The organism is Halomonas heilongjiangensis (assembly GCF_002879645.1).
Classification (GTDB): domain Bacteria; phylum Pseudomonadota; class Gammaproteobacteria; order Pseudomonadales; family Halomonadaceae; genus Halomonas; species Halomonas heilongjiangensis.
The window spans coordinates 126,899-147,535 of record NZ_PNRE01000016.1; the positions used below are offsets into that span (position 1 = coordinate 126,899).

19 protein-coding genes and 2 rRNA genes are annotated in these 20,637 nt (G+C 66.7%); 11 read left to right on the forward strand and 10 right to left on the reverse strand.

Annotated features, from left to right (window positions below; genetic code table 11):
• The first annotated feature begins 7 nt into the window (after positions 1 to 7).
• Positions 8 to 1,357 carry a DUF5924 family protein gene (locus C1H66_RS03035; protein ID WP_102626433.1) on the forward strand — a complete coding sequence of 450 codons (1,350 nt, stop codon included), beginning with the start codon at positions 8 to 10 and terminating at the stop codon, positions 1,355 to 1,357.
• A 65-nt stretch (positions 1,358 to 1,422) separates the two neighbouring features.
• Positions 1,423 to 1,866 (forward strand): transcriptional regulator SlyA, encoded by a 444-nt coding sequence (slyA, locus tag C1H66_RS03040; protein ID WP_102626434.1) that lies wholly within the window; start codon positions 1,423 to 1,425, stop codon positions 1,864 to 1,866.
• A 7-nt stretch (positions 1,867 to 1,873) separates the two neighbouring features.
• On the opposite strand, the gene C1H66_RS03045 is transcribed toward slyA, so the two are convergent.
• Entirely contained in the window at positions 1,874 to 2,404 is a 531-nt protein-coding gene (locus C1H66_RS03045; RefSeq protein WP_102626435.1) for a preprotein translocase subunit YajC, read from the reverse strand.
• 118 nt (positions 2,405 to 2,522) lie between these two features.
• On the opposite strand from C1H66_RS03045, the gene C1H66_RS03050 reads away from it, so the two are divergent.
• Entirely contained in the window at positions 2,523 to 2,978 is a 456-nt protein-coding gene (locus C1H66_RS03050) for a universal stress protein (RefSeq protein ID WP_102626436.1), read from the forward strand.
• A 44-nt stretch (positions 2,979 to 3,022) separates the two neighbouring features.
• On the opposite strand, the gene C1H66_RS03055 is transcribed toward C1H66_RS03050, so the two are convergent.
• Entirely contained in the window at positions 3,023 to 4,954 is a 1,932-nt protein-coding gene (locus tag C1H66_RS03055) for an ATP-binding cassette domain-containing protein (protein ID WP_102626437.1), read from the reverse strand.
• A gap of 125 nt (positions 4,955 to 5,079) precedes the next feature.
• Here C1H66_RS03055 and C1H66_RS03060 point away from each other — a divergent pair, with 125 nt between their 5' ends.
• Complete coding sequence (locus C1H66_RS03060; protein ID WP_240618195.1) at positions 5,080 to 5,967, forward strand: TatD family hydrolase; 888 nt, start codon at positions 5,080 to 5,082, stop codon at positions 5,965 to 5,967.
• A 1-nt stretch (position 5,968) separates the two neighbouring features.
• The gene (locus C1H66_RS03065; protein ID WP_102626439.1) at positions 5,969 to 6,448 is read left to right on the forward strand and encodes a hypothetical protein; all 480 of its coding nucleotides are present in this window, start codon (positions 5,969 to 5,971) and stop codon (positions 6,446 to 6,448) included.
• A gap of 4 nt (positions 6,449 to 6,452) precedes the next feature.
• On the opposite strand, the gene C1H66_RS03070 is transcribed toward C1H66_RS03065, so the two are convergent.
• Both C1H66_RS03070 and C1H66_RS03075 read right to left on the reverse strand, forming a co-directional pair.
• Complete coding sequence (locus C1H66_RS03070) at positions 6,453 to 7,493, reverse strand: acyl carrier protein (RefSeq protein ID WP_102626440.1); 1,041 nt, start codon at positions 7,491 to 7,493, stop codon at positions 6,453 to 6,455.
• Positions 7,490 to 9,745, reverse strand: a complete 2,256-nt coding sequence (locus C1H66_RS03075; RefSeq protein WP_240618196.1) for a thiamine pyrophosphate-dependent enzyme — start codon at positions 9,743 to 9,745, stop codon at positions 7,490 to 7,492. Before C1H66_RS03075 ends, C1H66_RS03070 begins: the two co-directional genes overlap by 4 nt.
• Before the next feature lie 101 nt (positions 9,746 to 9,846).
• Here C1H66_RS03075 and C1H66_RS03080 point away from each other — a divergent pair, with 101 nt between their 5' ends.
• Complete coding sequence (locus C1H66_RS03080) at positions 9,847 to 10,710, forward strand: LysR family transcriptional regulator (RefSeq protein WP_102626442.1); 864 nt, start codon at positions 9,847 to 9,849, stop codon at positions 10,708 to 10,710.
• Here C1H66_RS03080 and C1H66_RS03085 read toward each other — a convergent pair.
• On the reverse strand, positions 10,665 to 11,243 hold the full coding sequence (locus C1H66_RS03085; protein WP_102626443.1) for an elongation factor P hydroxylase: 579 nt from the start codon (positions 11,241 to 11,243) through the stop codon (positions 10,665 to 10,667). The genes C1H66_RS03080 and C1H66_RS03085 overlap by 46 nt on opposite strands.
• 140 nt (positions 11,244 to 11,383) lie before the next feature.
• Between C1H66_RS03085 and C1H66_RS03090 the strand changes: the two genes are divergently transcribed.
• From C1H66_RS03090 to C1H66_RS03100, 3 genes are all read left to right on the forward strand, one after another.
• Positions 11,384 to 12,847, forward strand: coding sequence for an MATE family efflux transporter (locus C1H66_RS03090; protein ID WP_102626444.1), 1,464 nt, complete (start codon positions 11,384 to 11,386; stop codon positions 12,845 to 12,847).
• Positions 12,819 to 13,877 (forward strand): DUF3080 family protein, encoded by a 1,059-nt coding sequence (locus C1H66_RS03095; RefSeq protein ID WP_102626445.1) that lies wholly within the window; start codon positions 12,819 to 12,821, stop codon positions 13,875 to 13,877. The genes C1H66_RS03090 and C1H66_RS03095 overlap by 29 nt, the downstream gene beginning before the upstream one ends.
• 118 nt (positions 13,878 to 13,995) lie before the next feature.
• On the forward strand, positions 13,996 to 14,712 hold the full coding sequence (locus C1H66_RS03100; protein ID WP_102626446.1) for a hypothetical protein: 717 nt from the start codon (positions 13,996 to 13,998) through the stop codon (positions 14,710 to 14,712).
• Between the two features lie 13 nt (positions 14,713 to 14,725).
• Here the strand turns inward: C1H66_RS03100 and tusA are convergent, their stop codons facing one another.
• Complete coding sequence (gene tusA / locus C1H66_RS03105) at positions 14,726 to 14,977, reverse strand: sulfurtransferase TusA (protein WP_102626447.1); 252 nt, start codon at positions 14,975 to 14,977, stop codon at positions 14,726 to 14,728.
• A 42-nt stretch (positions 14,978 to 15,019) separates the two neighbouring features.
• Here tusA and C1H66_RS03110 point away from each other — a divergent pair, with 42 nt between their 5' ends.
• On the forward strand, positions 15,020 to 15,307 hold the full coding sequence (locus tag C1H66_RS03110) for an antibiotic biosynthesis monooxygenase family protein (protein WP_102626448.1): 288 nt from the start codon (positions 15,020 to 15,022) through the stop codon (positions 15,305 to 15,307).
• A 28-nt stretch (positions 15,308 to 15,335) separates the two neighbouring features.
• Here C1H66_RS03110 and rlmM read toward each other — a convergent pair whose 3' ends face one another.
• Positions 15,336 to 16,403, reverse strand: coding sequence for a 23S rRNA (cytidine(2498)-2'-O)-methyltransferase RlmM (gene rlmM, locus C1H66_RS03115; RefSeq protein ID WP_240618198.1), 1,068 nt, complete (start codon positions 16,401 to 16,403; stop codon positions 15,336 to 15,338).
• Positions 16,404 to 16,698: 295 nt separating this feature from the next.
• Here rlmM and gdhA point away from each other — a divergent pair, with 295 nt between their 5' ends.
• Positions 16,699 to 18,051, forward strand: a complete 1,353-nt coding sequence (gene gdhA, locus C1H66_RS03120; RefSeq protein ID WP_102626449.1) for an NADP-specific glutamate dehydrogenase — start codon at positions 16,699 to 16,701, stop codon at positions 18,049 to 18,051.
• A gap of 110 nt (positions 18,052 to 18,161) precedes the next feature.
• On the opposite strand, the gene sugE is transcribed toward gdhA, so the two are convergent.
• From sugE to C1H66_RS03135, 3 genes are all read right to left on the reverse strand, one after another.
• A complete protein-coding gene (sugE, locus tag C1H66_RS03125) occupies positions 18,162 to 18,476 on the reverse strand; it encodes a quaternary ammonium compound efflux SMR transporter SugE (protein WP_102626450.1) in 315 nt (104 codons plus the stop codon).
• Between the two features lie 244 nt (positions 18,477 to 18,720).
• A 5S ribosomal RNA gene (gene rrf, locus C1H66_RS03130) occupies positions 18,721 to 18,836 on the reverse strand.
• Positions 18,837 to 18,917: 81 nt separating this feature from the next.
• Positions 18,918 to 20,637: ribosomal RNA gene (locus C1H66_RS03135) — 23S ribosomal RNA — on the reverse strand; the annotation flags it as partial.

Here is a 20,637-nt window from a genome sequence, read left to right on the forward strand (position 1 = left end):
CACGTCCATGCCCCCTCCTTCCGGTCTCACTCCAGCCCCGGCCGACCACGCCTCATCCCGGCTGCATCGGCTGCACGCACGCATCGAGCGGTTGATCGAGCGCGTCCGCCCCTGGAGCTGGCTGTGGCCGCCGATCGCCTTTGCCGCCGGACTCGCCAGCTTCTTCCTCGTCGACCGTCAACAGTGGCTGGGGGTCCTGCTCGCCCTGGGAATGCTGCTGGCCTGGCTGCTGCTGCTCTCGGAGAGCCTGATCGGCCGCCTCATGGCCCGCCGCGGCTATCCCACCCTGCCCCGCGGGGTCACCACCTTCATCGCCCAGTTGATCCACCAGGAGACCCTGTTCTTCTGTCTGCCGTTCCTGCTGGCCACCACGGTGTGGACCAGCGGCCAGGCCCTGTTCACCCTGCTGTTGCTGGCCATGGCGGTGCTCTCGATCCTCGATCCCCTCTACTACAAGCTGGCCGATCGACAGCGCTGGCTCTACTTCGCCTTCCACGCCCAGTGTGTCTTCCTGGTGGTGTTGGTGACCCTGCCGACCCTGCTGCACCTGACCACCGGCCAGAGCCTCAAGCTGGCGCTGGCCGCCATGGTGCTCTTCAGCCTGCCGAGCCTGCTGCACCTGATCCGTCCCCGCCGGCTGCGTGGCTGGCTGGCGCTGTTCGCGCTGCTGGGCATGCTGGCCTCCCTGGCCTGGGTCGGTCGTGTCTGGGTACCGCCGGCGAACCTGTGGATCACCGCCACGGCGCTCTCGCCCGGCTTCGATACCGAGGCCCGCGAGCCCCGCGACACCCTGCGCCTGACGCCCGGACCGCTTCAGGCTACCGGCCTCTATGCCTATACCGCGATCCGCGCACCGCGCGGGCTGCGTGAAGAGATCTTCCACGTCTGGCGACACGAGGGCGAGGCGATCGACCGCATTCCGCTGGTGATCGAGGGCGGGCGCGACCGGGGCTACCGGGCCTGGAGTCACAAGCAGAACTTCCCCGAACGGGTGGAGGGACGCTGGCGCATCGACGTGATGACCGACAGCGGCCAGCGCATCGGCGTGCTGCGCTTCACGGTGAGCGAGCAGAACGGGACCCTGGCCGATGGGCGAATCCAGTCGCCGCCCGGGCTGCCCGGGCTCGACTGGCGCCGGCTGATTCCGGGCCAGGGACAGGCGGCTTCGGAGGCCGACGACGCCCCGAAGGAAGGGCACAGCACCCCGGAGTCCAAGCACGACGAGACCGCTGAGGGCACCCCCCTGGGGGATGGCCCCGAAGAGGCTGTCGAGAGTCGGGCCGCGGAGGAAGCCAGCGAGCAAGGCACCATGACCCGGTCGGCCACTGAGGACGACCCGACAACCGACGAACGGTAAGCGTGCTTGCATTACACGCTGGGTCTACGGACAATCCAGCGAAGCCAACCGGAACCCAGAGTCCCATGCATCAGAACATCGGCCTGCAGCTGACCCGAGTACCGCGTCTGTGGCGCGCCGTCATCGACCATCGCCTGGCGCCGCTGGGGTTGACCCAGACTCGCTGGATCACCCTCTATACGCTGTGGCGGCTCGGCGATGGCCAGCCCCAGTGCGACCTGGCCCGCGCCATCGGTGTCGAAGCCCCCTCCCTGGTTCGCACCCTGGACCAGCTTTCCGAGCAGGGGCTGATCGAGCGCTGTCCCTGCGACCAGGATCGCCGCACCAAGCGTGTCTTTCTCACCCCCGCCGCCACGCCACTGCTCGAGCGCATCGATGCGGTGGTGACCCAGGCCCGCTCCGAGATGCTGGCCGGCCTCAACGACGAGGACGTGGCGCAACTGGCCAGCCTGCTCTCACGCATCGAGGACAATGGCCTGGCCATTCAGGCCCGCGAATCGGACGACTGACCCTCCTTCACTCGCGCCGGCGGCCGAGGACACCGGTCGCCTCGGGGACGTCGGGACGTCCGGCCAGGCCGTCGCGCAAGGCCGTGAAGTCCTCCAGGTAGGTGGCGAAGCGCGCGAAGTCCTGCGACTCCCACCACCAGAGGGTCAGGGCGTGGCGACTCGACTCGATCACCAGGGCATCCTGAGGCAGACGCGACAGCAGCCCCTCGAAGCGTGTCTCGAGGGCCTCGGGCAACGGCCTCAGTGGCTCCCGTCGCCAGCGCCAGCCGTGGGCGAAGGGCTTGAGCGAAGCGCCGGCGGCACTGTCGCGCACCAGCACGAAGTCCGGCCCGGGACGGCCCGGGGGGTAGTGCCAGCGGTAGGCCGGCATGGCGGTTCGGGTGTCGTGCAGCGGCGGCGTCTCCAGCTTGACCGAGAGACCGGTCTTCATGGCCTCGCTGCGCAGGCCGACGACCCGTTGCTGGCGAGGGCTCGGCCGGAGCCACATCACCGGCGAGATTACCAGCATCAGAACGAACAGTATGATCAGCCAGGTCATGCTTTCTCCCGAATGGCACTTGATGCGCAAATCTTGATGCAAGTCGTTGTCTTGGTTCGCCAGGCGTCCTAGAGTGAAACCATCATCGTCACTGGACGTTCGCCCGGAGAGCCACACCATGAGCAACGAGTATCGCCACGTCCTGGTCGCCGTCGACCTGACCAAGGACTCCCACAAGGTACTGGAGCGCGCCGTACAGATCGCCGAGCGCAACCAGGCCAAGCTGTCGATCATGCACACCCTGGAGCCGCTGGGCTTCGCCTATGGCGGCGACATCCCGATGGACCTCACCAGCATCCAGGACCAGCTCGACGAACACGCCAAGCAGCGCCTGGCCGAGATCGCCGACCCGCACGTCGCCAGACAGGACCAGCACGTCCTGGTGGGCATGCCCGACACCGAGATCCACCGTTTCGCCGAGGAACAGGGTGTCGACCTGATCGTGGTCGGCTCCCACGGCCGCCATGGCTTCGCCCTGCTGCTGGGCTCCACCTCCACCGGCGTGCTGCACGGTGCCCAGTGCGACGTGCTCGCCGTGCGCGTGGGGAAGAAGGGGGAGGAGAGCGCCGAATAGGCCTCTACCCGCCCCATTGGAAGGCGCCCGGGCGGCGCCTTTCTCTATTCTCCCGCCGCTATCGCCTCCAGCTCCATCCACCGCTCCATGGCGGCATCCAGCTCGGCCTGCCGGTCACTCAGCGCCGCCAGGGTCGCGGTGACGCTGTCGGCAGCCTGCTGGTAGAAGGCCGGATCGCCCACCTTCGCCTCGAACTCGGCCACCTCGGCCTCGAGCCGTTCGATCTCGGCCGGCAGGCCGTCGAGTTCGCGCTGCAGCTTGTAGGAGAGCTTCGCCGGCTTCTTCGTCGCCGCCGACGCCGTCGGGGCCGGCTGCGCCGACTCGGCCATCTCCTCGTGAGTACGGGCCGGCTCGGCTCCCTGGCGCGCCGCGCCCTCCCAGGGCGCCGGCGGCAGCTTGCCGCCCTGACGCACCCAGTCGCTGTAGCCGCCCACGTACTCGCGTACCCGCCCCTGGCCCTCGAAGGCCAGCACGCTGGTCACCACGTTGTCCATGAAGGCGCGGTCGTGGGAGACCAGCAACAGGGTGCCGTCGAAGTCGAGCAGCAGCTCCTCGAGCAGTTCCAGGGTCTCGACATCGAGGTCATTGGTCGGCTCGTCGAGCACCAGCACGTTGGCCGGCTGGGTGAACAGCTTGGCCAGCAGCAGACGGTTGGACTCACCACCGGAGAGCGCCTTGACCGGCTGGCGCACCCGCTCCGGGGTGAACAGGAAGTCCTGCAGGTAGCTCATCACGTGGCGGTTGCGCCCCCCCACGGTGACCCGGTCGCTGCCCTGGGCCACGTTGTCGTAAACGCTCTTCTCGGGCTCGAGCCCGGCGCGCAGCTGGTCGAAGTAGGCCACCTTGAGGTTGGTACCGAGGCGCACCGTCCCGTCGCTGGGCTCGAGCTCGCCGAGCAGGATCTTCAGCAGCGTGGTCTTGCCGGCGCCGTTGCGACCGATGAAGCCGATGCGATCGCCACGCTGGATCTCCAGGCTCAGGTCGCGGATCACCGCCTCGTCGCCGAAATACCGGGAGACACCCTTCAGCTCGACCACCCGCTTGCCGGTGCGCTCGCCGCTGTCGACGGAGAGGTTCGCCCGGCCCTGGCGGTCGCGACGCTCGCCGCGCTCGCGGCGCAGCTGCTCCAGCGCCCGCACGCGTCCCTCGTTGCGGGTGCGCCGCGCCTTGATGCCCTGGCGGATCCACGCCTCCTCCTGGGCCAGCTTCTTGTCGAACTCGGCGTTCTCCCGCGCCTCGACCTCGAGCTCGTGGGCCTTGCGCGCCTGGTACTCGGCGTAGTCGCCGGGGTAACGCCCCAGCCGCCCGCGGTCGAGCTCGAGGATCGCCGTGGCCAGCTTCGACAGGAAGGTCCGGTCGTGGGTGATGAACAGCACCGCCCCGTTGAAGCTGGCGAGCTGTTCTTCCAGCCAGGCGATGGTGTCGAGATCCAGGTGGTTGGTCGGCTCGTCGAGCAGCAGCAGGTCGGGCTCGGCGACCAGCGCCCGGGCCAGGGCCACCCGGCGGCGCCAGCCACCGGAGAGCGCGGCCATCTCGGCTTCGGCCGGCAGGCCGAGACGGGTCAGCACCACGTCGATGCGCTGGTGGAAGGTCCAGCCGTCGATGGCCTCGAGGCGGGTCTGCAGCTGCTCCATGCGACGCATGTCCGGGGCGTCTTCATGGATCAGGTGGTGATACTCGGAGAGCAGCTTGCCGGCCTCGGGCAGGCCCTCGGCGACCACGTCGAAGATGGTCTGCCCGGTGGCCTCGGGCAGGTCCTGGGCGAGCACGCCGATCTTCAGCCCCGGCGCGCGCCAGATGCCGCCCCCGTCGGGCAGGGTCTCGCCGGCGACCAGCTTGAGCAGGGTCGACTTGCCGGTACCGTTGCGCCCCACCAGCGCCAGACGCTCGCCCTTCTCCAGCACCAGGTCGGCGCCGTCGAGCAGCACATGGGTACCATAGGCCAGTTGCAGCCGTTCCAGACGTAGCAGGGTCACTCGCTCACCTCATCGCATACCGAAGGCGGCTAGTGTAACGCATGGCCGGCTCGCCGTGGTCCCGGTCTCCCGAGTACAATGCGGCGCCCCGACGCCCCGGCCTTCAAGACCAGAGGAGTTCCACCTTGGTTGATCCGATCGAGACCTTCGACGATTTCCTGCCCGAGGCGCTGCGGCGGCGCTCGCCGGCGCCGCTGGTGGACATCGGCGCCAACCTGACCCACGCCAGCTTCGCCCGCGACCTCGAGGCGGTGCTGGCCCGCGCCCGGGCGGCCAACGTCACCACCCTGATCCTCACCGGCACCGACCGGGAGCATGCCGAGCAGGCGGTGGAGCTCGCCCGCCGCCTTCCCGGGCTGTACGCCACCGCGGGGGTCCACCCCCACGACGCCAGCCGCTGGGACGCCGCGCTCGAGCGGGCCATGGGCGAGCTGCATCGCCAGCCCGAGGTGGTGGCGGTGGGTGAGTGCGGCCTGGATTTCAATCGCAACTTTTCCACCCCCGCCGAGCAGGAGCGCGCCTTCGAGGCCCAGTTGGGCCTGGCGGTGGAGAGCGGCAAGCCGCTGTTCCTCCACGAGCGGGACGCCGGCCGGCGCATGCGCGAGATGCTGCACGCCTGGCGCGACGACCTCACCGCTGCCGTGGTGCACTGCTTCACGGCAGACCGCGCCACCCTCCACGGCTACCTCGATCTCGACCTGCACATCGGCCTGACCGGCTGGCTCTGCGACGAACGCCGTGGCCATCACCTGCGCGAGCTGGTCGGTGAGATTCCGCTTGCCCGCTTGATGGTGGAAACCGACTGCCCCTACCTGCTGCCGCGCCATTTACCTGCCAAACTCAAGGGTAGACGCCACGAGCCGGCACTGCTGCCGTGGATCGTGCGGGAGATCGCCCACTGGCGAGGCATCGCGGAACTCGAGCTGGCCCGCGCCACCACGACCACCGCCCGGGCCTTCTTCCGCCTGCCGGCCGACCAGACGCAACATGACGCTCAACCCGAGGAGCAATGACATGGATGAGGTGCCCGGCTTCATCGCCGTGGAAACCGGCGACGACGGAGGCCTGCCGCTGGCCGTCGCCTGGACGCTGCGCGATGGACGCATCAAGCACACCCTGATCCAGCCAGACGACACCTGGCTGGACGAGGAACTGATCTCGCTGGGCGGATACAGTCTCGAGGAGCTCAACAGCATCGGCGTGAGCCCGCTGGACGTGATTCGCGAACTGGAGAGCGACCACTTCAGCGAGACGCTCTACACCGCCGGTATCGGTGACGACGAGGCCGCCCTCTCGCGGCTCTTCGACACCTATGGCCTGGACCCCTTCGTCGAACTGGCACCCGCGGAAACCCTCTATGCCGCCCTGGATCCCGGCGACTGGTCGAGGGCCCGGGGCGAGCTGTTCGGCGAACTCGGGCTGGAGCCGCTGCGGCCGGAGCACGAGGTCGAAGTGATGCTGCTACTGCACCGGCGCCTGGGGCTTCCCGACTAGGCGCCTAGCCGACCAGCAGGGTCCGCTGCGCCTCGATGCCCATGCAGATCAGCAGCGGGGTCTCGTCCTGGCGGGCCTGGAAGGCCGCCTTGCTGTCCAGCCCCTGCCAGCCGAACTGGATCAGCGCCTGGGCCGTGGCACCGCCCAGGGAGGCACCGGGGCCGGGAATCACGATACGGTCCGGCGCGAACTCGCGCACCCCGACGCGCAGCGCCGCGGTGAAGTCATAGGGCGCCACCAGCTGTTCACCGAGGGTGTAGTCCCAGAGCGCCCGGGGGTCGCTGCTCCAGGGCGTCCAGACATGACCGCGGCCGTCGATCAGCGGCACCCGCGGCGCCCGGAAGGGAGCATCGCCGAGCCGTTCACGGGCGGCGTCCCTGACGCCCTGCTGCAAGGGCGTATGGAAGGCGGCGTGCTGATGCAACCGCAGGGGAAAACGCTCCCGCGGCGGCAGCGCCTCGGCCAACGCGGCCAGCCCCGCCTCGTTGCCGCCGAACACCAGCATGCCGCCCAGCTCGATCGACAGGTAGAGTTCCCTGTCCTGCTCTCCATGCAGCCGCTCGATCAGCGCCAGCAGGTCGCGGCGCTGCGCCCATTGCGGCCGCCACTGCTCGTCCACCCAGGGGTAGAGCAGCTGACCGCCGATCAGGGCGTCCTGCATCATCTGCCCCATGCTGCCAATCAGGTGGAAGGCGTCGTCATGCGCCAGGGCGCCCCCCGCCCCGAGGGCGATGTACCAGCCCATGGAGTTGCCGGTGACCGCGACGATCTCGTAACGCCCGGGGTCGATGGCCAGCAGATCGGCCAGGGCACAGGCGTGGATCAGCGGTGCGGCGTGCTCGCCACGCCCATGCAGGCTCTGGCGGAAGGGCATCTCGCCGTCCAGCTCGCTGAGGGTCGGCTGCCCCGCCTCGCGCCGCCGGGCGTCGAAGCGCGCCAGCCAGTCGCTGCCGGCGGCGTGCCGGGTCAGGGTGCCCCATTCACTGGCGTTGTAGGTACCGCGTCCCGGACAGACGACCAGCAGCCGTTCTCGTGTCCCGCTCATGCCTCATCGCTCCCTGCCAACGTTCCCTGTGGCGCCTCGACAACCGTTGCTCCCCTGTCGCCCGAGGCCACCAGGCGTCGCGCCCGGTCGAAGATCGCCTCGCTCGACGGCAGGGTCGCCGTGGCGGCCCGGCCCAGCGGTATGAAGCTGTCCTCGGCAGTCAGGCGGTGCAGGCGGTGGCTCTCGACCCCGCGCTCGACCAGGCCGGCGATCAGTTCCTCGCTGACGGCGCCGCTACGGCGGCACTCGTCCACCACCAGCACCTGCTCGCAGTCGCTCACCCGGCGATGCACGGCATCGTGGTCGATGGCGGTGAGCCAGCGCAGGTCGACGATGCGCAGGCCGATGCCCTCGGCCTCGAGCCGCGCGGCGGCCTGGCGGGAGAGGTAGACCCCGTTGCCGTAGGTGACGATGGCGAGCTCGCGCCCCTCGCCCCAGCAGCCGAGCTCGCCCACCGGCAGGCGGTGATCCGGCCCCGGGTCGGCGAAGCACCACCGCTGGTCGCCCTCCTCCAGCAGGTCGCGACTGTGGTAGAGGGCGATGGGCTCGAGCATGACCACTACGCGCTGCTCCTCGTCGGCCAGGCGCACCGCCTCCTGCAGCAGGCCCACGGCGTCGGCGGCGTTCGACGGGCACGCCACCAGCAGCCCGGGGATGTCGCGCAGCACGGCGATGGCGTTGTCGTTGTGGAAGTGGCCGCCGAAGCCCTTCTGGTAGCCTAGCCCGGCGATGCGCACCACCATGGGGTTGGTGTACTGGCCATTGGAGAAGAAGCTGAGGGTCGCGGCCTCGCCGCGCAGCTGGTCCTCGGCGTTGTGCAGGTAGGCGAGGAACTGGATCTCGAGGATCGGCACCAGGCCGTTGTGGCCAAGGCCGATGCCGAGCCCCAGGATGCTCTGCTCGTCGAGCAGGGTATCGATCACCCGGTGGGGGCCGAACTGCGCCTGCAGCCGCTGGGTGACGCCGTAGACGCCGCCCTTGCGGCCGATGTCCTCGCCAGCCATCACCAGGTGCGGGTGGCTGGCCATCAGGCGCTGCAGCGACTGGTTGAGCAGCCTGGCCATGGGCGCGGGCGTGGCGTCGACCTCGCCCTGCCAGGGGCGTCGTCGGCCCGGCCGCGCCGGCGGCACGATGCTGGCCATGACCTGTTCGGCCGTCTCCAGTCGCGGACGGCGAATCGCCTGCTCGGCCACCTGGGCCACGCGCTCGCCCACCGACCGGTAGAGCGCCGCGATGCCATCGGTGTCGAGCACCCCGTGCTGCAACAGCAGGCCAGCGCTGATCAACAGCGGGTCCCGGGCCTCGTCGGCCTTGATGCGCTGTGGCGTCATGTACGCCTGCTGGGCATCCGAGCCGGCGTGGCCGAACAGGCGCACGCAGCGCATGTGCAGGAACACCGGCTGCTTGCGGACCCGGGCGATGCGCTCCGCCTCGCGGGCGGCACGCCAGGTGTCGATCAGGTCGAGGCCGTCGCAGCTCAGGTAGTGGAAGCCGGGACGGCCGCGCATGCTGGCCTCGACCCACCCCTGGGGGGTGGCGGTCGAGATGCCGATGCCGTTGTCTTCGCAGATCATCACCAGCGGCATGGGCGTGCCCTGGTAGGCCGCCCAGCCGGCGGCGTTGAGAGCGCCCTGGGCGGTGGAGTGGTTGAAGGAGGCGTCACCGAAGCTACACAGCACCACGCTGTCGGCCGGCCACTCGCCACCGCCGCCCAGGCGTCGCCACAGGCCGAGGCCATAGGCGGTACCCACCGCCTTGGGCAGGTGCGAGGCGATGGTGCTGGTCTGGGGCGGCACGTTTAGCGCCTTCGAGCCCAGCACCTTGTGCCGACCGCCCGAGATGGGGTCGTCGGCCGAGGCGGCGAAACTCAGCAGCAGGTCCCACAGTGGCGTCTGTCCCGGCACGGCACGGCTGCGCTGTATCAGGAAGGCGGCGTCGCGATAGTGCAGGAAGGCGGGATCGGTGGTGCGGAAGGCCCGGGCGATGGCGGCGTTACCCTCGTGGCCGGCGCTGCCGATGGTGTAGAAGGCCTCGCCCCGGGCCTGCAGCCGCCGGGCCTGCAGGTCCAGGTGGCGACTCATGAGCTGCGACTCGAACAGTTCGGCCAGGCCGGCGGCGCTCAGGCCGACGTCGTCCAGCCGCCAGGCCCGGTCGGGACGGGGCCAGTCGCCGCTGTGCAGGGCGGCGTAGAAGAGCTCCTCCTGGGGCAGGCGGTCGCGGGGTGGGCTGTGATGGGGCAAGGGGGCGGCCACGATAGAAGACTCCCGTCGGCGTGGTGTACTGCCCATAGCCTAGCGCGCCAGCCTGACAAAGGAATAATATCGATATCCTGCATCAGCTACAGGAATTGTCTATGGATGTACGCAGCCTGCGCTATTTCATCGCCGCCTTCGAGGGCGGCTCGATCAGCGCCGCCGCCCGGCGCTGCCACGTGGCCCAACCGTCGATCTCAACGGCACTGAGCCAACTCGAGGAACAACTCGGCACGCCGCTGTTCGAGCGGCATCGCCGTGGCATCACGCCCACCGAGGAGGGACAGCGTCTCTATCCGCTGGCGCAGAAGGTCAGCGAGGACCTGCAGACGATCACGCGACTGTTCCGCCGGCCCTCACCGGTCATGCCGGTACGCCTCGGACTGATGCGCTCGCTGGGCGCGAACCGCATGACGACGCTGCTCAAGGAGTACATCGGCCAGGGCGACAACCTGGCGTTGACCCTGGTCAACCCGGAAGAGCCATGCGACGCCCGCATCATCGGCGAGCAGGAGCTGGCCACGCAGGAGGCGTTTCAGCCGATCTGGTACGATCGCTACCGGCTGGCCCTGCCCGGCGGGCACCCGCTGCTGCTGAAGGGGCGGATAACGCTCGACGACCTCGAGGGGCTGCCCTTCATCTGGCGCCACCCCTGCGCCGCCATGGAACAGCTGGCCGACGCCCTCAACGAGGCCGGCGTGCGCTGCCAGGTCAGGGCGCGACTGCGCACCATCGAGTACACCCTGGGGCTGGTGGCCGCCGGCATCGGCGCCTCCTTGGTGCCGACCTGGCCGGAGATCCTCGCCCGTCACGACGTCCAGTGCCGGCCCCTGGAGGGCCTGGACATTCATCAGACCATCGGCGTGGCCTACCCGGCCCGCGGCGCCACGCCGGCCCTGGCGCCACTGCTAGCGTTGGGTCAGCAGGCCTGGGAGGCGAAGGGTCGGGGCGGTATCGTCAGGTGACGGCACCCAGCCGCGACTGCCCCCGCCAGGTTGAGCCCGTCGCGATAGTAGCCCTCGAGCGCCGTCCGGAAGGCCGCCGCCCGGGCCGGCAGGCCCTCGCGCTCGTAGCGCGCCGCTCGCGCCTCGACCCGGACGCGGAAGGCTTCGCGGTCGACGTCCAGCTCACCGCCCAGGTTGTCGACGCTGACGTGGAAGGGCAGCCCACAGGCACGCGAGAAGAGCAGCTCCAGGGCCTGGGGCGCCACCTCGACGGCCTCGAAGTCCTGCTGCTCGGCGGCGTCGCGACCGTCGGGCAAATACCAGTAGCCGTAGTCCTCCAGCTCACGCCGCCGGGCTCCGGCGATGCACCAGTGACTGACCTCGTGGAGCGCACTGGCGAAGAAGCCGCGGGCGAAGATCACTCGATGCCAGCGGCAGGCGGCATCGGCCGGCAGGTAGAGGGGTTCGTCGCCGCCGCGCACCAGCCGGGTGCCGAAGGACTCCCGGAAGAGGCCGTCGAACAGCGCGATGACATCCTCGAGTCGATGGGTCACACAAGCTCCCTGCAGGTGAAAACGGGCCATGGAAAGCGGGCCATTATAGAGGTGCGGCGGACGAGGCGAAAATCGGCAACGGCTGATAGACTACTCGGTTCGCCCCACACTCGTCGTCGGGGCCGTCTCTCGACTCAAGCATGGAGCACTTCCCCTTGGCCCAGTTTGCCTCCCACCTTCTGGCCGCCAGTCGCAAGGAAACGCGCCCCCTGATCCACCTCGCCCTGCCCATCTGTGGCGCACAGCTCGCCCAGGCCGGCATGAGCGTCGTCGACGTGATGATGACCGGCCGGTTGAGCGCCACCGACCTGGCCGCGGTGTCCGTGGGCTCCAGCCTGTGGTTGCCGCTGATGCTGTTTATGACCGGCACCCTGATGGGGCTCACCCCCACCGTCGCCCAACTGCTCGGCGGCGGACGCCTCGCCGGCATCCGCCCCAACGTCCATCAGGCGCTGTGGGTGGCGCTGGTGCTCGGTATCGCCGCCGCGTGGCTGCTGTGGTACTCGGTGATGCCGATCTTTCGCCTGATGGGCGTTCCCGGCGAGGTCGCCAGTGGCGCGGCCGCCTACCTCTCGGCAGTGGCCTTCGGCATGCCGGGGGTGGCACTGTTCCAGGCGCTACGCGCCTTCTCCGACGGCGTCAACCATACCCGACCGGCGCTGTGGATCAGCCTGATCGGGCTCGGCGTCAACATCCCCAGCAATTTCGTGCTGATCCATGGCGGGGCCGGCCTCAGCGGGCTGTTGGGCACCTGGCTGCCAGGCTGGATACAGGCACTGCCGGCGCTCGGCGCCCTGGGCTGCGGCATCGCCACGGCGCTCTCCATGTGGGTGATGGGCCTGGCGATGAGCGCCTATACGCACAAGAGTCCCGTCTATGGCGACATCGACCTCTGGCGCACGCCGACGCCGCCGCGCTGGCGCCTGATCGGTGAACTGCTCTACGTGGGGGTACCGATCGGCGTGGCGATCTTCGTCGAGGTGACGCTGTTCACGCTGATCGCCCTGTTCATCGCCAGCCTCGGCGAGGTCACGGTGGCGGCCCACCAGGTGGCGCTTAACTACACCTCGATCCTGTTCATGCTGCCGCTGTCGCTGAGCATGGCACTGACCGTTCGAGTGGGTAACACCCTGGGCCAGGGCCGGCCCGAGTTCGCCCGCCTGGTGGCCTGGAACGGCATCGTCATCGCGCTGCTGGTGGCGGGGCTCAACAGCCTGCTGCTGTGGCTCACAGCCGAACCGGTGATCGCGCTCTACACCCACGACACGGCGGTGCAACGCCTGGCGCTTTCGCTGGTCATACTGGCCATGATCTTCCAGGTGTCGGATTCGCTGCAGGTCAACCTGGCCGGCGCCCTGCGTGGCTACAAGGACACCCGCGTGATCATGCTGATCACCCTGGTGGCCTACTGGCTGGTGGGGCTGGGCGGCGGGCACTGGCTGGGCATCCGGGGCCTGTTCGGCTGGACCGAGCCGCTCGGGGTACACGGCTACTGGATCGGCCTGATCGCCGGACTGACCGTGGCGGCTCTGCTGCTGGGCGAACGCCTGCGACGAATCGGCAAGGCGGTGACAGATGGGCGACTGGAACTCCCCCGGGATTGAGCGACGCCCCCGACGCTGGCGGGCACTGTCGCTGGTGGCCGCCCTGCTGGCCGGCTGCGGTGGTAGCGACGGCGGCGAGAGCGATGTCCTGCTGACCGATTACCAGCAGCGCCTCGCCGCCAGCCTCGGGCTCGAGGCTCCGCCCCCCGGCGCCCCCGACAACATCGGCAGCTTCCCCGACAGGCGCGAACGCCTGCTCGAGATCCCCGAGACCCGTGACGGCCTGCTCAATGTCTATGCCCTGCGCGAGTGTCATATCACCAACCTGGTGGCCGAACGCAACAATCAACTGGGCCGGGTGGCACCCGCCAGCCAGCGCTGGCTCTACGAACTGGAGCTGTGGCGCCGCCTCGATGCCTGCTGGAACAGCGAGGTGCCCGCAGCCCTCGCCGAGAGCGACCGCCAGCGGCTGGCACAGCTCATCGAGACCAAGGCCGAGCAGTTGCCCCGGGTCAGCTGGAACGCCCTGTTCGACTCCAGCGAGTGGGCCGGCAGCTTCTCCCGGGCCAGTTCGCCACTCTCGCCGGAGGAGACCCGCCCCCAAGACGGCCAGCTCGCGGCCCTGGCCTACCTGCGCGATGCCACCCTCCACCAGTTCGACCCCGACTGGCAACCCGATTCGGCGACCCTGGAAGGCCACCTCAAGACACTGCAGGCCAGGCCCTTTTCCGCCGAGCTGCTGCGAACCCTGTTGCTGGCCGAACAGCGCCTGGAGGAGGCCAGCGATCTGCTCGAGCAGGCCCTGGAACGCCGCTGTTCCCGCGTGACCGGATTCATCGATGAGCTTCATCAGGCGCCCGAGCATCAGCGGCTGGAAGCCTGGCTCGCGCGGCTCGAGGAGACCGCCGGGGAGTGGTTCGATGCCATCGACGCGCTGCTCGAGGCACAGGTCGAAGGGCCCGAGGCGGTCACCGACTATCGTCGACGCTGGCTCTCGCTGGAAGCGCCGGAGGCCCCTCTGCCGGCGTTCGACGCGGCCCGCGGAAGGCACGCGGCACTCAGGGAGACCCTGGTCCATCACTGTCGTTGACCTGTGGGGCTTAACCTCCGAGGGTGACTGTGCTATTGGTTGTGCAACGAGTGACGCAGTGCGCTACCGTCCGGCCGCGAGGCCGATGCCGTGAACACGCAGCACGTGGAGGGACATCATGGGTATCCCGCTGTCACCCCGCCCGGCCCGGGTCATCGACCTGGAGCTCATGCGCCAGCGTCAGCGCGCCAGGCGTCGCCTGATCCGCCTGGCTCCCGAGCTCGATAGCCTGGAGATGGTCTATCGGCTCGCTTCCAATCCCGACACCCTCTATGGCATGCCACTGCTTGCCTGGGGGCTCCGCGAAGACGGCGAGGTGGTCGGGCTGGTGCCGTGGATGGAGGCCCTGACCCCCTGCCACCGCCTGGACGATCCCGACCACGGCAGCTTCGTCGGATATCGCGATCCGGAGACCGAAGAGCTCTTCGAATCGGCGCCCGAGCACAAGGTGCTCGAGCTCGAACATGCCGCGGCCTACTTCGACTACGAAGATACCAGCGAGACCACCCTCATCCAGCAGCTCCCCGAGACCCAGGGCACCCATGCGCTGTGCATGGACGAGGGCGATGCCCCCTGGCAACTCAAGCAGGTATTCGGCTGGCGGCTTTACAACGACGGCTCGGTGGAAGCGTTGCTGGCCGACGAGCGGCTGGTGGAATCGACGCCGATTCTCCCTGGCGATGCCTGCCTCTACCCCGGCCACAGTCGTCACCGGGTGGTCTACTTCTTCCAGCGCCAGATCGCCAACCGCATTCGCCACGAGGACCCTGTCACCCTGGAGGCACTGGCGTTGATGGTGATGCCCGACGACGAGACCGATCGAGCGCTGGACTGACAGAGGCCGCCGTTTACCCCAATCGGATGAAGTAGAGATAGCTGCCATCGAGCTCCTGCTGGTGAACCAGCTCGTGTCCGAGGAAGCTGCAGAACTTGGGCACGTCACGGGTGGTCGCGGGATCGCTGGCGACCACCTTGAGCACCTCACCGGCATGCATGTCACGCACCTTGTTGTGCATCAGCATGATCGGCTCGGGGCAGTAGAGTCCGGTGGTATCGAGTTCTGCTTGATAATCGGGCGGGGACGCTGCGGAATCAACCATCGATGACCTCTTCGAGGGAAGCAATCAGTAGGGAGCAACTAGATGATCAAGATCATTATCGAACGTCGCATCATGCCCGGACTCGAGGAGGAATACGAGCAAGCCGCTCGTGAAGCCATGCGCCACTCCCTGGGCGCACGCGGCTTCGTCGGCGGCGAGAGCCTCGTCGAGCTCGGGCACAGCGACCGACGCCTGATGATCACCAAGTGGCGCGACATGCGCGCCTGGAAGGAATGGTACACCAGTGAGGCGCGTAGCCGGGTGATGCAGCGCCTCCTGCCCCTGCTGACCGAGGACGAGCGCATCCGGATCTACGAGCCCACCCGGTAATCGAGACGGCTTCCGCCGCGCGTGCGGATCAGTCCTTGATCCGCACGTGCACCGTCACCTCCTCACGATCGTGATAGAGGTGGCGGCAGCCGATTTCTGCCGTAATCCCCGCCTCCGCCAGCGCCTGCTCGAGTCGTTCGAGACAGGACGCCACCTCGGGCCAGCGCCGCCTCATCGGTAGCTTGAGATTGAACACCGCCTCACGGCACCAGCGCCGCACCAGCCAGCGCTCCATCATCGCTTCCACCCGGGCCGGCTTGTCGACGATGTCACAGACCAGCCAATCCAGGCGATACGGCGGTTCCCAGACGAAACCATCCTCGCGCAGGTGCTCTACCAGCCCCGTGGCCATCAGGGTCCTGTCCATGGGACCGTTGTCGATGGCATAGACGTGCATCCCACGCCTCACCAGCTGCCAGGTCCAGCCGCCGGGCGCGGCGCCCAGATCGGCGGCCTGCATGCCTTCGGCCAACCGCGTGTCCCACTGCTCGCGGGGCACGAACTCATGCCAGGCCTCCTCGAGCTTCAGGGTCGAGCGACTCGGGGCACCGTGGGGGAAACGCAGCCGGCGGATCCCGCCGGGCACCTCACTACGATTCCCGGGAAAGCTCATGCCCAGTTGCACCCGATCGCCTGCGCTCCACAACAGGTGCAGGCGCCGCCCGCCGGCCTTGCGACGCAACGCCTTGCGCTTCTTCAGCACCGACTCCAGCGGGCGACTCAGCGCCTTGATCAGGCCAGCAAGCGCCTTGCCGTCATTGGTATCGGGGGTCTCCTGCCACAGCGACTCGAAGCTCCAGCCACTGGCCACGACCTGTTCGACGATGGGGGTCAGACGGTCCTCGCGGGCGAGTGACAGCGGCGGCAATGCCACCAGACTCTGCCGCGCGAATACCAGCGAGGCCAGTGGCAGTGCCCGGTGAAGGGCATTCGCCGGCTCCTCCCCTGCCACCGTAAAGCGCACGAACCCCGAGTTCGCGGTGAAGCGGCTCTCGCCATGCCAGCCCGCCACAGCGGCCTTGTCCTCGATCTCGGCGGCGAGGTCGGGCTCGAACCCGGGACGACAGTAGAGCAGCAGGTCACACGGTGGGGTCACGAACGGGCTCCTACAGGGAAACAGAGCGCGCATCATAACAGCCCGCCCGGAGACGAGCGACTCGACTTGCCAATCCTCACCGTTGAACCATCATCTTTTAACTTTATCTAATGTTCTCTGTTGGTGCAGATGCTTTTAGCATTTACAAGCATTTTCGACGCATATCCATACTAAATCTCGGCATGACCCATGCGCTTGCTGCATAATGGTGCACTGCTTTATATTGTCTCGATGCTGGAAGCGATTTTCAGGCCGAGCCTTCGGCCTCACATATCCACCCTCACAGGAAGCCTCCATGCCCTATGTTCATGACACCCTGGAACGCCTCAGGAAGAGTAGCCCTGCCCAGTTCGAGTTCTACCAGGCCGCCGAAGAGGTGTTGGAGTGCCTGCGCCCCCTGCTCGATCGCACCCCCCGCTATCACGAGCACAGCATCATCGAGCGGATCGTCGAGCCGGAACGCCAGATCATGTTTCGCGTCTGCTGGACCGATGACACCGGCAGGGTCCAGGTCAACAAGGGGTATCGGGTCCAGTTCAACTCCGCGCTGGGACCCTACAAGGGTGGCCTGCGTTTTCACCCCAGTGTGAACTCGGGCATCATCAAGTTCCTGGGCTTCGAGCAGATCTTCAAGAATGCCCTGACCGGCCTGCCCATCGGCGGCGGCAAGGGCGGCTCCGACTTCGACCCCAAGGGCAAGTCCGACGGCGAGATCATGCGCTTCTGCCAGTCGTTCATGAGCGAACTGTACCGCCATATCGGCCCGACGATCGACGTGCCGGCCGGCGATATCGGCGCGGGGGCTCGCGAGATCGGCTACCTCTATGGCCAGTACAAGCGCCTGACAGCCCGCTACGAAGGCGTCCTTACCGGCAAGGGCCTCAGCTGGGGCGGCTCCATCGGCCGCAAGGAAGCCACCGGCTACGGCGCCGTCTATTTTGCCCAGAACATGCTCGAGGCACGCGGCGAGGCCATCGAGGGCAAGACCTGCCTCGTGTCGGGTGCCGGTAACGTGGCGATCTATACCATCGAGAAGCTCTATCACCTGGGCGCACTACCCGTGACCTGCTCGGACTCCCGCGGCACGATCCACCACCCCGAAGGGATCGACCTCGATACGCTCAAGCTGCTCAAGGAAGTCGAGCGCACCTCGTTGCGCGAGTACATCGAGCACCATCCGGACGCCCACTACATCGATGCCACGGACTACCCCACCGATGGACATGCCGTGTGGCGCATCAAGGGTGACGTGGCCTTCCCCAGCGCCACCCAGAACGAAGTGACCGAGGCGGACGCCATCGCGCTGCTTCAGAATGGCGTCCACTGCATCAGCGAGGGCTCGAACATGGCCTCCACCGCAACCGCGGTCGAGCGCCTTCTGGAAGCAAGGATTGCATACGGCCCCGGGAAGGCTGCCAATGCCGGCGGCGTTGCCACCAGCCAGCTCGAGATGGCACAGAATAGCAGCATGCAGCAGTGGACCTTGGACAAGGTCGATACCAAGCTGCAGGCCATCATGGCGGATATCCACCACCAATGTGCCAGCACCGCTGCTGAATTCGATGCCCCTACCAACCTGGTGCTGGGCGCCAACATCGCCGGCTTTCGCAAGGTGGCCGATGCCATGATCGACCAGGGCGTTGTATAACCAACGCTCATCGGCTCATCACTGCCGCCATGAGCGACCGTGAATGCAAGAGCCCCAGCTCTCATGAGCTGGGGCTCTTGCTGGCAATGCATATGGCCAACTGAATCCTGCTACGCGGCCAGTTTCAGGCCCACCAGCCCAGCGAGAATCAGCACGAGGCTGATCAAGCGCAGCGGTGATGCGCTATCGCCATGAATCAGAATGCCCAGCAGCACGGTACCGACTGCTCCAATCCCTACCCAGATGGCATAGGCCGTGCCTACCGGCAGCACCTTCATGGCCTGAGCCAGCAGGTAGAAGCTGCCCACCATGGCCACGATCGTGAACAGGCTGGGAAGCGGGCGTGAAAAACCTTCAGACGCCTTCAGACCCAAGGCCCAGGCAATTTCGAGAAGGCCAGCAACGATCAACAAGAACCATGCCATGAGAACTTCTTTCATCGTTGGCCGAGGTCGTCCCCGGATGAAAGAACGTGCAGCGGGTCGTCCCGGTCACGGTTGGCTCTCAGTGAGAAAGCAAATGAATTGAACGGCAAAAACCCCGAGCTCTTTCGAACTCGGGGCTTTCTGAAGAGGTGCCTGACGACCCGGGCGGCGCTCCGCTACTCTCCATGGGAGACCCCTAAACGACGAAACCCAGCCTCTTTCGAAGCTGGGTTTCTGAATAGGTGCCTGACGATGACCTACTCTCGCATGGGGAGACCCCACACTACCATCGGCGCTGAGCGGTTTCACTACTGAGTTCGGCATGGGATCAGGTGGTTCCCGCTCGCTATGGTCGTCAGGCGAAAAACGTATGAATCATGCTGGCGCGATCGTCTCGGCGTATCCGCAATCGTCTGCGATCACAGACCTCTTGGGTGTTATATGGTCAAGCCTCACGGGCCATTAGTACCGGTTAGCTCAACGCCTTGCAGCGCTTCCACACCCGGCCTATCAACCAGCTGGTCTCGCTGGGCCCTTCAGGAGGCTCGAGGCCTCGGGGACGTCTCATCTTGAAGGAGGCTTCCCGCTTAGATGCCTTCAGCGGTTATCCTGTCCGCACATAGCTACCCGGCAATGCCACTGGCGTGACAACCGGAACACCAGAGGTGCGTCCACTCCGGTCCTCTCGTACTAGGAGCAGCTCTTCTCAAACGTCCAACGCCCACGGCAGATAGGGACCGAACTGTCTCACGACGTTCTAAACCCAGCTCGCGTACCACTTTAAATGGCGAACAGCCATACCCTTGGGACCGACTTCAGCCCCAGGATGTGATGAGCCGACATCGAGGTGCCAAACACCGCCGTCGATGTGAACTCTTGGGCGGTATCAGCCTGTTATCCCCGGAGTACCTTTTATCCGTTGAGCGATGGCCCTTCCATACAGAACCACCGGATCACTAGAACCTACTTTCGTACCTGCTCGACGTGTCTGTCTCGCAGTCAAGCACCCTTATGCTCTTGCACTCACTGCACGATTTCCAACCGTGCTGAGGGTACCTTCGTGCTCCTCCGTTACTCTTTAGGAGGAGACCGCCCCAGTCAAACTACCCACCACACACTGTCCTCGATCCGGATCACGGACCTGAGTTAGAACGCCAATGATGCCAGGCTGGTATTTCAAGGTTGGCTCCACCCGAACTGGCGTCCGGGTTTCAAAGCCTCCCAGCTATCCTACACAAGCAACATCAGCATCCAGTGTGAAGCTGTAGTAAAGGTTCACGGGGTCTTTCCGTCTAGCCGCGGGTACACAGCATCTTCACTGCGATTTCAATTTCACTGAGTCTCGGGTGGAGACAGCGTGGCCATCATTACGCCATTCGTGCAGGTCGGAACTTACCCGACAAGGAATTTCGCTACCTTAGGACCGTTATAGTTACGGCCGCCGTTTACCGGGGCTTCGATCAGGAGCTTCGCTTGCGCTAACACCATCAATTAACCTTCCGGCACCGGGCAGGCGTCACACCCTATACGTCCGCTTGCGCGTTTGCAGAGTGCTGTGTTTTTAATAAACAGTTGCAGCCACCTGGTATCTTCGACCGCCTCGTGCTCCGGCCGCGAGGGCCTTCACACTAACGCGGCGTGCCTTCTCCCGAAGTTACGGCACCATTTTGCCTAGTTCCTTCACCCGAGTTCTCTCAAGCGCCTGGGTATTCTCTACCTGACCACCTGTGTCGGTTTGGGGTACGGTCCCACATGATCTGAAGCTTAGAGGCTTTTCCTGGAAGCGTGGCATCGATGACTTCGGCACCGTAGTGCCTTCGTCTCGCCTCTCGGCCTGGGGATCCCGGATTTGCCAAAGATCCCAGCCTACCGGCTTTCACCAGGACAACCAACGCCTGGCCCACCTAGCCTTCTTCGTCCCCCCATCGCAACCATGTGAGGTACGGGAATATTGACCCGTTTCCCATCGACTACGCCTTTCGGCCTCGCCTTAGGGGCCGACTCACTCTGCTCCGATTAGCGTCGAACAGAAACCCTTGGTCTTCCGGCGGGGGAGTTTTTCACTCCCCTTGTCGTTACTCATGTCAGCATTCGCACTCGTGATACCTCCAGCAAGCCTCTCGACTCACCTTCGTCGGCTTACACGACGCTCCTCTACCGC

What these genes read in the sequence shown, in the direction of transcription:
- C1H66_RS03035 (WP_102626433.1), top strand. Translation starts at nt 8, where the DNA reads ATGCCCCCTCCTTCCGGTCTCACTCCAGCCCCGGCCGACCACGCCTCA.
- slyA (WP_102626434.1), top strand. Translation starts at nt 1,423, where the DNA reads ATGCATCAGAACATCGGCCTGCAGCTGACCCGAGTACCGCGTCTGTGG.
- C1H66_RS03045 (WP_102626435.1), bottom strand. Translation starts at nt 2,404, where the DNA reads ATGACCTGGCTGATCATACTGTTCGTTCTGATGCTGGTAATCTCGCCG.
- C1H66_RS03050 (WP_102626436.1), top strand. Translation starts at nt 2,523, where the DNA reads ATGAGCAACGAGTATCGCCACGTCCTGGTCGCCGTCGACCTGACCAAG.
- C1H66_RS03065 (WP_102626439.1), top strand. Translation starts at nt 5,969, where the DNA reads ATGGATGAGGTGCCCGGCTTCATCGCCGTGGAAACCGGCGACGACGGA.
- C1H66_RS03070 (WP_102626440.1), bottom strand. Translation starts at nt 7,493, where the DNA reads ATGAGCGGGACACGAGAACGGCTGCTGGTCGTCTGTCCGGGACGCGGT.
- C1H66_RS03080 (WP_102626442.1), top strand. Translation starts at nt 9,847, where the DNA reads ATGGATGTACGCAGCCTGCGCTATTTCATCGCCGCCTTCGAGGGCGGC.
- C1H66_RS03090 (WP_102626444.1), top strand. Translation starts at nt 11,384, where the DNA reads ATGGAGCACTTCCCCTTGGCCCAGTTTGCCTCCCACCTTCTGGCCGCC.
- C1H66_RS03095 (WP_102626445.1), top strand. Translation starts at nt 12,819, where the DNA reads ATGGGCGACTGGAACTCCCCCGGGATTGAGCGACGCCCCCGACGCTGG.
- C1H66_RS03100 (WP_102626446.1), top strand. Translation starts at nt 13,996, where the DNA reads ATGGGTATCCCGCTGTCACCCCGCCCGGCCCGGGTCATCGACCTGGAG.
- tusA (WP_102626447.1), bottom strand. Translation starts at nt 14,977, where the DNA reads ATGGTTGATTCCGCAGCGTCCCCGCCCGATTATCAAGCAGAACTCGAT.
- C1H66_RS03110 (WP_102626448.1), top strand. Translation starts at nt 15,020, where the DNA reads ATGATCAAGATCATTATCGAACGTCGCATCATGCCCGGACTCGAGGAG.
- gdhA (WP_102626449.1), top strand. Translation starts at nt 16,699, where the DNA reads ATGCCCTATGTTCATGACACCCTGGAACGCCTCAGGAAGAGTAGCCCT.
- sugE (WP_102626450.1), bottom strand. Translation starts at nt 18,476, where the DNA reads ATGGCATGGTTCTTGTTGATCGTTGCTGGCCTTCTCGAAATTGCCTGG.